Source organism: Pseudomonas sp. Van50 (assembly GCF_055390755.1).
In genome coordinates, this window is the sequence record NZ_AP024343.1 from 5,685,894 (window position 1) to 5,699,577 (window position 13,684).

At 60.0% G+C, this 13,684-nt stretch carries 7 protein-coding genes and 1 pseudogene; 5 read left to right on the top strand and 3 right to left on the bottom strand.

Features of this window, described 5'->3' with window-relative positions; all coding sequences use genetic code 11:
• Positions 1 to 36 precede the first annotated feature (36 nt).
• The 4 genes and pseudogenes from ACZ5M5_RS24460 (at position 37) to ACZ5M5_RS24475 (ending at position 6,203) form a co-directional block, all read left to right on the top strand.
• Positions 37 to 996, top strand: coding sequence for a cytochrome-c peroxidase (locus tag ACZ5M5_RS24460; protein WP_207268199.1), 960 nt, complete (start codon positions 37 to 39; stop codon positions 994 to 996).
• Positions 993 to 2,794, top strand: a pseudogene (locus ACZ5M5_RS24465) (DAHL domain-containing protein). Before ACZ5M5_RS24460 ends, ACZ5M5_RS24465 begins: the two are co-directional and overlap by 4 nt.
• On the top strand, positions 2,791 to 4,197 hold the full coding sequence (locus ACZ5M5_RS24470) for an ATP-binding protein (protein WP_464738100.1): 1,407 nt from the start codon (positions 2,791 to 2,793) through the stop codon (positions 4,195 to 4,197). The pseudogene ACZ5M5_RS24465 and the gene ACZ5M5_RS24470 overlap by 4 nt, the downstream one beginning before the upstream one ends.
• Before the next feature lie 386 nt (positions 4,198 to 4,583).
• The gene (locus ACZ5M5_RS24475; RefSeq protein ID WP_464738101.1) at positions 4,584 to 6,203 is read left to right on the top strand and encodes an FMN-binding glutamate synthase family protein; all 1,620 of its coding nucleotides are present in this window, start codon (positions 4,584 to 4,586) and stop codon (positions 6,201 to 6,203) included.
• Here ACZ5M5_RS24475 and ACZ5M5_RS24480 read toward each other — a convergent pair.
• The 3 genes from ACZ5M5_RS24480 to ACZ5M5_RS24490 form a co-directional block, all read right to left on the bottom strand.
• Complete coding sequence (locus tag ACZ5M5_RS24480; protein WP_464738102.1) at positions 6,112 to 7,740, bottom strand: glycosyltransferase family 39 protein; 1,629 nt, start codon at positions 7,738 to 7,740, stop codon at positions 6,112 to 6,114. The two genes, ACZ5M5_RS24475 and ACZ5M5_RS24480, sit on opposite strands and share 92 nt — an antisense overlap.
• 238 nt (positions 7,741 to 7,978) lie before the next feature.
• Complete coding sequence (locus ACZ5M5_RS24485) at positions 7,979 to 9,400, bottom strand: amino acid permease (protein ID WP_103308449.1); 1,422 nt, start codon at positions 9,398 to 9,400, stop codon at positions 7,979 to 7,981.
• A gap of 332 nt (positions 9,401 to 9,732) precedes the next feature.
• Positions 9,733 to 10,212: an REP-associated tyrosine transposase gene (locus tag ACZ5M5_RS24490; protein ID WP_103308450.1), complete on the bottom strand. Its 480-nt coding sequence runs from the start codon at positions 10,210 to 10,212 to the stop codon at positions 9,733 to 9,735.
• Positions 10,213 to 10,572: 360 nt separating this feature from the next.
• Here ACZ5M5_RS24490 and ACZ5M5_RS24495 point away from each other — a divergent pair, with 360 nt between their 5' ends.
• Positions 10,573 to 13,680, top strand: coding sequence for a transglycosylase domain-containing protein (locus ACZ5M5_RS24495; protein ID WP_464738103.1), 3,108 nt, complete (start codon positions 10,573 to 10,575; stop codon positions 13,678 to 13,680).
• Positions 13,681 to 13,684 lie beyond the last annotated feature (4 nt).

Below are 13,684 nucleotides of genomic sequence, written 5' to 3' on the forward strand. Positions count from 1 at the left end.
GAGTGTCCTCAACCAAAGTTTCAAGGAAAAGATCCCATGGCGTTACATGGACTGATTCTGGCGCTCGGCCTGCTGGTGGGAGCAAGCGTAACCGCTCACGCCGCGCCTTTGGACGAACCCCTCAAGCCCCTGCCACCGGTGCCGGCCCTGGACCCCAAGCGCGTCCAGCTGGGGCTGCGGCTGTTCAATGACCCACGGCTGTCGGTCAACAACACCCTGTCCTGCGCCAGTTGCCATCGCCTGGACAAGGGCGGCGCCGACGACAAGCCGTTTTCCCTGGGCTTCGATGGCAAGCCGGTGGAGGTCAATACGCCTACGGTGTTCAACGCCGGCCTGAACTTCCACCAGTTCTGGGATGGCCGCGTCGATACGCTGGAAGAACAGGTCCACCAGGTCGTGACCAGCCCGGTGGAAATGGGCAGCACCTGGGAGTCGGTGGTCAAGCGTATCGCCGATGACCCCGGCTACGCCAAGGACTTCAAGGACGCCTACTCCGACGGCGTGACCAAGCCCAATATCCAGGGCGCCCTGGCCGACTACGAACGCACTTTGCAAACACCCAATTCGCGTTTCGACCAGTACCTGCTGGGCAATACCGACGCCCTCACGCCCCGGGAAAAGTTCGGTTACCAGCGGTTCAAGGAGTACGGCTGCATCGCTTGCCACCAGGGCGTGAACATCGGCGGCAACATGTTCCAGAAATTCGGCGTCATGGGTGACTACGTCGGCGACCGGGGCAACCCGACCCGGGCCGACGAAGGACGTTTCAACATCACCGGCGATGAAGCGGACCGCCAGGTCTTCAAGGTACCCAGCCTGCGCAATGTGGCCGTCACCGCGCCGTATTTCCATGACGGGTCGGCGACGACTCTGGAGCACGCGGTGGAGGTGATGTTCAAGTACCAACTGGGTCGTGAGCCCCTCAAGAACGATACGACACTGATCGTCGAGTTCCTCAAGACCCTGACGGGTGAATCGGAGGGCAAGCCCCTATGACCGCTCTGCGCCGCCTCGGTCTTGCCTTCATCGGCCTGCTGCTGGCTTCGATCCTGCTGTTCATGTACGTCAATTCGGGGGCCCAGCAGGCCGCCTCGTACATTGAATCCCGTGACCTGATTCGCCTGCTCAAGCAACAGGACGCCATCTGGGACAACGAAGTCCTCAAGTCGCGGATCGCCCTGACCCACAACTACGATCCGCTGGTCTCCCCCCTGCACGAAATGGCACGCCTGTGGCAGCGTCTGGACGCCATCGAATCGGAACCGGAGCGCCACGGGCCGTCGCTCTGGGAGGCCCAGCGCGACGAATACCTCAAGCTGGTCAAGGAAAAGACCCGCCTGATAGAACAGTTCAAGTCCCATAACGCGGTGTTGCGCAACTCCCTGGCCTTCCTGCCCACCGGCGAGGACGACATCCAGGGCCAGTTCGCCCGGCTGCCCGACACCTACAAACTGGAGTTGCAGAACGTTGCCATCGACACTTACGACCTGTTGCTCAGCAGCATGGAGTTCGCCCAGCTCAGTTCCCCGGAGATCGCAGCCGAGGTCCTGCTGGGCTTGAACCAGTTGGATGTCAACAAGGAGCGCCTGCCTGAAGGGTTGCTCAACTCCATCGAAGTCCTGCGCAGGCACATCGGGGTGATCCTGCGCGAACAACCCAAGGTGAATGAGTTACTGCTGGGAATCGGAGCGATCCCCTTGGCCGATCGCCTGGACACCATCAGCCACCTGCTCGAGAAGGACCAGGAAAAAGCCGCCGCCCAGTACGAGCGCAACCACATTTACCTGTTGGTGTTCGCCACGCTCCTGGTCTTGATACTGATCTGGCTGGCGATCCGGTTGATACGCAGCTTCGCCGAAATCAATCGGGTCAACAACGCCCTGCAAACCGCCAACGACGAGCTGGAACAGCGGGTCGAAGAGCGTACCCGCCAGCTCAAGGACACCCAGAGCGAGTTGATGGACACCGCCCGCCAGGCCGGCATGGCGGAAATCGCCACCAACGTGTTGCACAACGTTGGCAACGTTCTCAACAGTGTGAACATCTCCGCTGACCTGGTCAGCCGCAAACTGCGCAGCAGCAAGGCCCTGGGGCTGGGCAAGGCGATGCAGCTGATCAACGAACACGCCGATGACCTCGGGCACTTCCTCACCGAGGACGCCAAGGGCAAGCTGCTGCCCGGCTACCTCAACCAACTGGTCGAGGCCATCGCGTCGGAACAGCAGAGCCTGACCGATGAACTGGCCCAGTTGAGCAAGAGCGTGGACCACATCAAGGACATCGTCTCCACGCAGCAATCCTATGCCGGGCCAACAGCCTGCTGGAGCCTTTGGTGGTCAGCGAACTGCTCGAAGACGCCTTGCGCATGAACTCCGGCGCCCTGACCCGCCATCATGTTACGGTGATCAAGGAATACGGTGACGTGCCGCGGATCATGGGCGACAAGCACCGCTTGCTGCTGATCCTGATCAACCTGATCAGCAATGCCAAATACGCCATGGCCGGGGTGTCCAACCATGCGCGGAACATGACCCTCAAGGCCGCCGTCGTCGATGGCCAGACCTTGCAAATCAGCGTCAAGGACGAAGGCGAAGGTATCCCGGAGGAAAACATGACGCGCATCTTCGCCCATGGTTTTACCACGCGTAAGGAAGGCCACGGCTTTGGCCTGCACAGCTGCGCATTGGCGGCCATCGAAATGAACGGCCACCTCACCGCCCACAGTGAGGGGCCAGGCAAAGGAGCGACATTCCAATTGCAGGTGCCCCTGAAACTTGCAGAAGGTGAACCATGAACAGCCTGAGTAACCGCCGCATCCTGTTGATCGACGATACACCCGCCATTCATGAAGATTTCCGCAAGATTCTCACCCCGGAGGATGACAGCAACACGGATTTGCAGGACATGGAGAGCGCACTGTTTGGCGAAGCGCCGAAAGCTGCCGCCACCGTGTTCGAACTCGACTCGGCCTACGGTGGGCAGGAAGGCCTGAACAAATTGCTGGGGGCAATGGCCAAGGAGCGTCCCTATGCCCTGGCCTTTGTCGACATGCGCATGCCCGAAGGCTGGGACGGCGCCAAGACCATCGAAGAACTCTGGAAGCGCGACCCGCAGTTGCAAGTGGTGGTTTGCACCGCCTATTCGGATTATTCCTGGGATGAATTGCTCGACCGTCTGAACGGCCACGACCGCTTGCTGATCCTGAAGAAGCCGTTCGACAACATCGAAGTCCAGCAGATGGCCAACACCCTGACCACCAAATGGGAAATGACCTCTCGCGCGCAACTGAAAATGAACAAGCTCGAAGACCTGGTAGAACAACGCACCCAGGCCTTCCGACAGGCCAGCGAGCTGCTGCAAATGGAGATCGACGAACGCAAGATGCTGGAAACCCAATTGGTGCAATCGGAAAAGCTCGCCTCGCTGGGCCAGTTGGCGGCCGGGGTGGCCCACGAGATCAACAACCCGATCGGTTTCATTTCTTCCAACCTGGGGGCGCTGGACGGCTACTTCGGCAAACTCCAGGAAATGCTCACCGCCTACGGCAGCGCCGAGGAGGCCATCACTTCGCCGGAGCTGGTGGTGAACTTGAGAAAGCTGCGTGAACAGGTGGAGCTGGATTTCCTGGTCGAGGACATCCCCCTGCTGATCAAGGAATCCAAGGATGGCATTGGCCGGGTCGGACAGATCGTCAAGGACCTGAAGGACTTCTCCCGCGTTGATTCCAGCCAGGAATGGCAGATGGCCAATTTGCAGCAGGGCATGGATTCGACGTTGAACATCGTCGCCAATGAAATCAAGTACAAGGCCGACGTGGTCAAGGAATACACACCCTTGCCGGAGGTGGAATGCCTGCCGTCGCAGATCAACCAGGTGATCATGAACCTGATCGTCAACGCCGCCCAGGCCATCGGCCCCGAACGCGGCACCATCACCCTGCGCAATGGGGTCGGTGAAGAAACCGTCTGGATCGAAGTGGCGGATAACGGCTCGGGCATTCCCTCCGAGACCCTGCAGAAAATCTTCGATCCGTTCTTCACCACCAAACCCATCGGCCAGGGCACAGGACTCGGGCTGTCGTTGTCCTACGGCATCGTGAAAAAACACAACGGCGAGATCACCGTACGCAGTGAAGTCGGCGTCGGCACCACCTTCCGCGTGGAATTACCGTTGCGGCAGATGAAACAGGCGAGCTGAGCCATCCCGGCAGTTCAATCGGTGGGAGCGAGCTCCCTCACCACAACTGCCAATCCAATTGTGGGAGCGAGCTTGCTCGCGATAACGGTGGGTCAGTCAATGCAGGTGTTGAACGTACAACCGCCATCGCGAGCAAGCTCGCTCCCACAGGTTTTCTGGTTCTCATAAACTGTTGTTCCAGCCAACACACAGCCCCTGTGGCAAGCTTCCGCACCACAACTGCCGAGCATCGTCGCCAATCCAATTGTGGGAGCGAGCTTGCTCGCGATAACGGTGGGTCAGTCAATGCAGGTGTTGAATGTGCGACCACCATCGCGAGCAAGCTCCCTCGCCACAAGCTCAATTCCAAGCTAATGTCTCGCCAATCGCTCCCCCAAGGAAACCGTATGAGCCTGTCTCTGCTGAGTCGTTACGCCTTCTTTGCTGGCTGTGTCATCTTCACCCTCGCCAGCCTGCCATTCCTGCAACACGACTGGCTCTGGCCCATTGCGCTGGTGACCGGGCTGTTGAGCCTGTTGGGGGTGTTCGACCTGCTGCAAAGCCGTCATGCCGTACGGCGCAACTACCCGATCCTGGGCAATATCCGCTACCTGGTCGAAGGCATCCGCCCGGAGATCCGCCAGTACCTGCTCGAATCCGACAGCGATGCCCTGCCCTTCTCCCGGGCCCAACGTTCGCTGGTGTACTCCCGGGCCAAGAACGAAAGCGCCGACAAACCGTTCGGCACCTTGATCGACGTGTACCAGACCGGCTTCGAATTCATCGGCCATTCCATGCGCCCGGCCCCGCTGAGCGACCCCAGCGGTTTTCGCGTGACCGTCGGCGGCCCGCAGTGCACGCAGCCGTACTCAGCGTCGGTGTTCAACATTTCGGCCATGAGCTTTGGCTCCCTGAGCGCCAACGCCATCCGGGCGCTGAACCAAGGCGCGAAGCTGGGCAACTTCGCCCATGACACCGGTGAAGGCAGTATCAGCCCCTACCACCGCGAACACGGTGGCGACCTGACCTGGGAACTGGGCAGTGGCTATTTTGGCTGTCGCACCAGCGACGGGCGCTTCGACCCCGAGCGTTTCGCCGTCCAGGCACAGAACCCGCAGGTGCGGATGATCGAAATCAAGATGAGCCAGGGCGCCAAACCCGGCCATGGCGGGATCCTGCCCAAGCACAAGGTCACCCGGGAAATCGCCGAGACCCGCGGCATCCTCATGGGCGAGGATTGTATTTCGCCGTCATGCCACAGCGCGTTTTCCACGCCGATCGAACTGATGCAGTTCGTCCAGCAGTTGCGTGAGCTGTCCGGCGGCAAACCGGTGGGCTTCAAATTCTGCCTGGGTCATCCGTGGGAATTCATGGGCATCGCCAAGGCGATGCTGGAAACCGGGATCCTGCCCGACTTCATCGTGGTGGACGGCAAGGAAGGCGGTACGGGCGCGGCGCCAGTGGAGTTCACCGATCACATCGGCGTGCCGCTGCGCGAGGGCCTGCTGTTCGTGCACAACACCCTGGTGGGCCTGAACCTACGGGACAAGATCAAGCTCGGCGCCAGTGGCAAGATCGTCAGCGCCTTCGACATCGCCAGCGTCCTGGCCATCGGCGCCGACTGGGCCAACGCCGCGCGCGGCTTCATGTTCGCCATCGGTTGCATCCAGTCCCAAAGCTGCCACACCAACAAATGCCCCACCGGCGTCGCCACCCAGGACACCCTGCGCCAGCGCGCCCTGGTCGTCCCGGACAAGGCCCAGCGGGTCTACAACTTCCACCGCAACACCCTCAAGGCCCTGGCCGAAATGCTCGCCGCCGCCGGGCTCGAGCACCCGTCGCAATTGCAGCCCAAGCATCTGGTGCGGCGGATGTCGGCTACCGAGGTCAAGTTGTTTTCCCAGCTGCATGTGTTTCTGAAGCCGGGGGAATTGCTCACGGGTGAGGTCGATGGGGCGTTTTATTCGCGGATGTGGCAGATGGCGCGGGCGGACAGTTTTGAGCCGATGGAGGTGGTGGCGGCTTAGCGGTCACTGGGTTGCCAGCCTCATCTGGGGCTGGTGTCGTTTTAGCTATAAACAGGGAAGCGACCATTTCCCCCGTCCTAAGAGTCAGGGGGTTTTCCCAATCCTTTTCCAAAAGCGGCCTGATCTCGCCTAAAGATTTCGCTGCTACCCACCAGACCCTATTTCCATCGCATTTAAGTACCTGCGGATTATTGAAATAGACCCAGTTCGCTCCTTCAGAAATCAAGGCATAACCGTTACGATCGAAAATCTCTAGAACAGTGCTGGAAGGTAAGCGAATGTAAAACTTCGGTTGTATACTTGTCTGATTGTAGTAACTGAATGGCAAGTACCAGACCAAAGACTCAAGTACAATTTCATCGCCTCGCTGGACCGCTCCCTGGAGTTCAGCAGCGAGCAAATCAAGTCTGAAGTCTCTACGCAAATCGGCTCCATTCAAACCGTCCTGTTGTCGATATACCGACTGCAGCCCCTGTGCCTCTGCCACCAGCACAACTGCCACAGCCAAGACCAGAGTGTTTGTTCGACGCCCCAACATGTCCAGCGATCCAGCGACAACGAAAGGCAGTCCGACTGCTGCAAATACCAGATAGCGAGGAACAAATACTGGAACGACTAACGCCACTAGAGCAAGAACAAAAGTTGGAATAAAAAAATAACCGGCCAATAAACTATTAAAGCGGTATTGATTGTGATTTTTCAAAATTAGTAGGGTTGCGCAAACGATAGTCCCCACGAGGAGGATTGCCTGCATGATCCACGATTGCGTTCCCCATGCATTCATGACAATAAACTGCCACACCAGACTCAGCATTGCATGCCCTGTGATAGACGGTATCCATTCAAGTCCCTTCCCGGCTGAAAGATGATCTATAAAATGAGGCAACCAAGGCACGAACAGCGTAGTAATCGCGCTATTGGCCAGAATCCAAGAACGTATAGGCAACACGATCTGAGAAACACCTGGACGTCCCCACCACCAATAAAACCAATGAACGAGCACACACAGAGCTGCGAAGTAGTGGGTATAAAAAGCGGCTGTCATCAGTAGCACATAAATGACCGGAAAGCGTTTTTTGCCAGGGTCTTTGACCCAGCACACCAACGCAACGGTTGCCCCCATCAGCCAAAAACCGAGCAAGGTATACATCCGCGCTTCCTGGCTGTATCGAACCGAAATTGGTAGCAACGCCAATAGCAATGCAGCGATCCAGGTGGCTCTGCGCGTGGCAACCAGGCTCATCAATTTAATGCTCAGCAAGACCGTGCCCACGTCTGCCACCAAACTGAGCGACCTCACTGCCAAGGCCCCGTCGCCGAACAAGACCATCCAGTAGTGCAGCATGAGGTAATAAAGAGGTGGATGAACGTCTCGTACCGTCAGCGACCAGATCTGCCAAGGCTCGTGCCTGGCAAGCAGCACACTGAAAGCCTCGTCATACCAAATAGCGGGCACAGTGATTCCGTGTAATCGCACGGCAACTGAAAGGGCTGTCACCACCGCCAAAGCTGAGCGGTCCAACCATATCGTTTTCACGGACACTCCTGACCCAGCGCCTCCATGGCGGGCGGCTCAATCTAAGTTCTGCGTCGGCACAAAATCTACTGTAAGAACTTACAGATATGCTGTGGGTTCGATAACGAGGGGGAGGCATGGATTTCCGTTTGACTGCGCCGCAGGCACGAAAGCTCATGAAAGATCAGAAAGAGTTCGAAGCCCCCATAAGAAAGCCCCGGTCATCCGACCGGGGCTTCTGTATTGCGTGGTTGGCAACTTACGAAGCGGCATCCATCGAGCCGTGGGGTTGCCCGGTTGGCTGCAACTTGAAAACATAGAACAACACCGTCAGCAACACCAGAAACGCCGGCCCCACATAAAGCGCCACGCGGGTATCCGGGAAGTACGCCATCAGGCCCACCACCAGCACCAGGAACGCCAGCGCCAGGTACGAGCTGACCGGGTACAGCCACATGCGGTACTTCAAGGCCGCACGCTCGGAAGCGCTCAGGCTTTTGCGGAATTTGAGCTGGGCCAGCAGGATCATCACCCAGGTCCAGATCGCGCCGAAGGTGGCGATGGAGGTCACCCAGACGAAGACCTTCTCCGGCACCAGGTAATTGAGCAACACGCCCAGCAGCAGCGCGGCGATGGACAGTAGCAATGCGCGACGCGGCACGCCGTTGGTCGAGGTCTTGGCGAAACCAGCCGGGGCCTGGCCGTTCTGCGCCAGGCTGTAGAGCATCCGCCCGGTGCTGAAGATGCCGCCGTTGCAGGACGAGAGTGCGGCGGTGATCACCACGAAGTTGATGATGCCGGCGGCGGTCTTGATGCCCAGGCGCTCGAAGGTCATCACGAACGGGCTGCCCTGGGTGCCGATCTCGTTCCACGGGTAGATCGACAGGATCACGAACAGCGCGCCGACGTAGAACAGCAGGATCCGCCAGAACACCGAACCGATGGCGTTGGGGATGGTTTTCTGTGGGTTCTTCGCCTCACCGGCGGTCAGGCCGATCATCTCCACACCCAGGTAGGCGAACATGACCATTTGCAGGGACATCAACACGCCGGACACGCCGTTGGGCATGAAGCCGCCGTGGGCCCAGAGGTTGGAAATGCCCAGGGCCACACCGTCGTTGCCGAAGCCAAAGGCGATGATGCCGACGCCGCCGATGACCATGGCGATGATGGTGACGATCTTGATCAGGGCGAACCAGAACTCGAATTCACCGAAGGCCTTGACCGCGATCAGGTTGATCGAGCCCATGCTGACCAGTGCCGCCAAGGCCCAGATCCAGCGGGGCACGTCGGGGAACCAGATGCCCATGTACACCGCCACGGCGGTGATCTCCGCTACACAGGTCACCAGCCACAGGAACCAGTAGTTCCAACCGGTCAGGAAACCTGCCAGTGGGCCGAGGTAATCCTGGGCATAGCGGCTGAACGAACCGGCCACCGGGTTGTGCACGGCCATCTCACCGAGGGCGCGCATGATCACCAGGATCGCCAGGCCGCCAATGATGTAGGACAGCATGATCGCCGGGCCGGCCATTTCGATGGCCTTGGCCGAGCCGAGGAACAGCCCGACACCGATGCAGGCGCCAAGCGCCATCAGGCGGATATGCCGCTCGCCGAGTTCACGTTTGAGCGGACCGCCCTGGGCGGTCTCGCCATGGGGCAGATGATTGCCGACAGGCATAGGGGTAACCTCGTCTTGTTATTGGATTAGCCACCGAGTGTCCAAAGCCACAGGCCGGTAAGCCTGCCGCCTTGCCGAAACCGGGTCTGTCTTTTGGGCAGACCGTCCTGTGGAACGACAACCTCAGGATCAGCGGGTCGTGCAGTATAAAAAGCCAGGGATAGAGAGATTCACTGTAAAACCTGGAAATTTCAGGGATAAGCCTGCGCCAGAAGCAGCTTTTAGAGAGGTGTTGTCTGGGATTCAGGTCATTCGGAAACGCCGCCGAGTATTGCACAGTGATGGTGCAGCGTCATGTTTTGGCATGGGGCGATGGCTCTAGCGCAAGGTTTTCAGACATCATGCCCCTCGCCGAGCCACACTGTGTCCCACAGTGGATAATTGCCAATGCGATCCACCAAACCTGCACGAAGCGGATTGGCAATGATGTAGCGTGCGCAAGGTCGTAGGTCCTCGTTGTCCCGGATCGCGCGGTCATGGAAGCCGCTTTGCCAGAACGCGCCCTTTCTGTTCATTGCTCGGTTGATTGTGAGCGTGCTGCGGGATTTGACCATCTGCATCACATGGGGGAGCTGAACCTGCTCTAGCTGCACTAGCCAATGCAGGTGATCCGGCATCACAACCCAGGCCAACGAATTGACCTGACCTCGCTCATGAGCCAGGCGCATTTCTGCTACCAATAAGCGGCCCAGCTGCCAGTTCTTGAAGATCGGTATGCGTTGGTGAACGACCGTAGTGACGAGGTAACCTCGCCCCGGTTCCGAAGAGCGTCCGCGACGCAAGCGATGGGAGTTTGGGCGTGGAGGATGCATTCCTTGGCTTCCTGTGGTTGGGGTACCTACTTACGGTAGCTTCTCCCACGACGATCCGACGCGATGATGGTTGAGCGACTTTTCCGAAAACGACGTAGTACCCGTGGCGAGGGAGCTTGCTCCCGCTGGGGGGCGAAGCCGCCCTCGCTTTTCAACCGCTGAAAACGCTTCAGCCATGCCACCGTTGCGTCTGCTGCGCAGCCGAGCGGGAGCAAGCTCCCTCGCCACAAAAGCGCCTCAGCCAATGACATCTCACAAGTGCTCGTGTATGGGCTTGCCCACAATTTCCCCTCCCCCCACGCCAACCACCGTCTAAGCTTCAAGCAAGTCCGATCAATCTGCTTAATGGATCAGTCGACTATGGGCGCTTTGTGGCAAACCGATTCGAATGAACCTGTGGTCCCGACTGAACGTATGGAAGAAGCGCCTTTACCTCAAAAAAAACGCCGCGCACGGCATGGCTGGCGGGCATTCTGGTTGTTGTTGCTGATTATCGTGGTGGTGGTCGGCCTGGCGGTGGCCAAGGAAATGCGCACGTCGCGGTTTCAGGCCCGGGAGCTCAGCAAGTATGCCGAGTCCCTGAGCTACTCGGTGCAGCCGGGGCCCAGCGATGCCATCGTCTACCCTGGCGCAGGCCCGTTCGACCGGCGCCTGGGCTACAGCGCGCTGGGGGAATTCCTGCCGCGCCTGCTCAAGCGTGACTATGTGATCCAGGCCCAGGCGCGGTTTTCGCCGGCGTTGATGGGCTACGTCGAAAAAGGCCTGTTCGTGCCCTACACGGAAAAGATCCAGGCTGGATTGACCATCACCGACTGCCGCGCCGCGCCGGTCTATCAGTTCAAGTACCCGCAGCAGCTGTATGCGAACTTCGAAGCGATCCCGCCCGTGGTGGTGCAGAGCCTGTTGTTCATCGAGAACCGTTTTCTGCTCGACCCCAAGCAACCCTTGGCCAACCCGGCCGTGGACTGGCCGCGCTTCGGCATGGCGGCCTGGTCGCAAGTCGCCAAGCTGTTGAGCCTGCCGGGGCAATCCGCCGGGGGCAGCACCCTGGCCACACAACTGGAGAAATACCGTCACTCGCCTGAGGGCCTGACCGTGTCCGGCGCGGAGAAAATCCGCCAGATGATTTCCGCCAGCGTGCGCGCTTACCAGGGCGGCCCGCAAACCCTCGAGGCGCGGCAGCGGATCATCCGCGACTACCTCAACAGCGTGCCGCTTTCCGCCGTGCCGGGGCATGGTGAAGTTCACGGCATGGCCGAAGGCTTGCGGGTCTGGTACGGCGCCGACTTCAATCGGGCCAATGAACGCTTGGCCAGCACCGCGACCGATCCCCAGAGCCTGGCGGAAAAAGGCCTGGCCCTGCGGGAAATGCTGTCGTTGATGATCGCCCAGCGCCGGCCGTCCCATTACCTGTCCAAGGGTCATGATGAACTGGCGCGCCTGACCGACAGCCACATCCGCCTGTTGGCACAGAACGGCGTGATCGACGCGGCCCTGGCCGACGCAGCCCTGGCGAGCAAGGTCAGCTATCGCGACTGGGTCCAGGACCCGACCGTGCAGCCCAACGAAACCAACAAAGGCATCAGCGCCGCCCGCAGTCGCCTCGCCGCCCTGCTCAACCGCCCGCTGTACGACCTCGATCGCCTCGACCTGTCCGCCACCAGCACCTTGCAAAGCGATTTGCAAGCCCAGGCCACCGACTACCTCAAGCGCTTGGCCGACCCGGCCTTCGCGACCGAGATCGGCCTGATGGGAGAACGCCTGCTGACCCCCACCAGCACCACCCAGGTGCGCTACAGCTTCACCCTGCTGGAACTGACCCCCGATGGCTCGCGTGTGCGGGTGCAGACCGACAGCACCGACCAGCCTTTCGACATCAACGAAGGCAGCAAGCTGGAACTGGGCTCCACCGCCAAGTTGCGGGTGCTCACCACCTACCTGCAGATCATCGCCGAACTGCACGAGCGTTATGCCCAGCAGACCCCGGCGGCGTTGAAGAAAACCGAAATCGCCGAGCAGGACCGCCTCTCCCGCTGGGCCGTCGACTACCTGATCCAGAACACCGACCGCAGCCTGCCGAAGATGCTCGAGGCCGCGCTGGACCGGACCTACTCGGCCAGCCCTGGCGAAGCCTTTTTTACCGGCGGCGGGCTGCACACCTTCCACAACTTCCGCAGGGAAGACGACGGTCGCAACCCGACGTTACGCGACGCCCTGCGGGAGTCGATCAACCTGCCGTTCATCCGCCTGATGCGCGACCTGGTGCGCTACGCCACCTATGCCGGCCCCAACAACAGTTCCGAACTGCTCAAGGACGACAAGGACCCGCGCCGCCAGGAATACCTGGCCCAGTTCGCCGACCGCGAAGGCACCTCGTTCCTGCTCAGGTTCTGGAAGAAGTACCAGAAAAAGGACACCGGCCAGCGCCTGGAAACGTTCCTCGACGGCATGCGCCCTACCGCTATCCGCCTGGCCGCCGTGCACCGCTATTTCTTTCCCAACGACAGCCAGGAGAGCTTCAACCGCTTCGTGCGCGCTCATTTGAAGTCGGCCAAGAGCGCCGAAAAACTCACCGACGAACGCCTCGAACGGCTCTACCAAAGCTATGGCCCCGGCGCCTATGACCTGCCGGACCAGGGCTTCATCGCCAAGGTCCACCCATTGGACCTGTGGTTGATGGGTTACCTGCTGAACAACCCCGACGCCAAGTTCAGCCAGATCGTCAAGGCCAGCCAGTTCGAGCGCCAGGAAGTCTACAGCTGGCTGTTCAAGAGCCGGCACAAGAGTGCCCGCGACAGTCGCATCCGTACCATGCTGGAGATCGAGGCCTTTTTGGATATCCACCAGCGCTGGCAGAAAGTCGGTTACCCGTTCGATCACCTGGTACCGTCGCTGGCCACCGCCATCGGCAGCTCCGGGGACCGCCCGGCTGCGCTTGCCGAACTGGTGGGCACCATCCTCAACGATGGCATCCGCCAACCGGCGCTGCGGGTGGACAGCCTCGACTTTGCCGTCGGCACGCCTTACGAGACACGGCTGCTGAACAATCCGGACAACGGCAAGCGCGTGATGCCAGTGGAAGTGGCCCAGGCCTTGCGCGGTGCGCTGTCCCAGGTGGTGGATGCCGGCACCGCGAAACGCGTGGCCGGCAGTTTCAAGCTGGCCGACGGCACGCCGCTGGCCATGGGCGGCAAGACCGGCACCGGCGACAACCGCATCGAAGCGGTCGGCTCCGGCGGACGAGTGATCAGTTCCAAATCGATCAACCGCACCGCCACCTTCGTGTTCTACATCGGCGACAGTCATTTCGGCACCCTCACCGCCTATGTACCGGGCGCGTCGGCGCAGAACTTCAAGTTCACCTCGGCCTTGCCGGTACAAGTACTCAAGGGCATGGCGCCGTTTCTCTCGCCTTACTTGCAGCCGGGCAGTCATACCCAGTGCAAGCCGTTGGTGGCGAGGCAATGAGTCA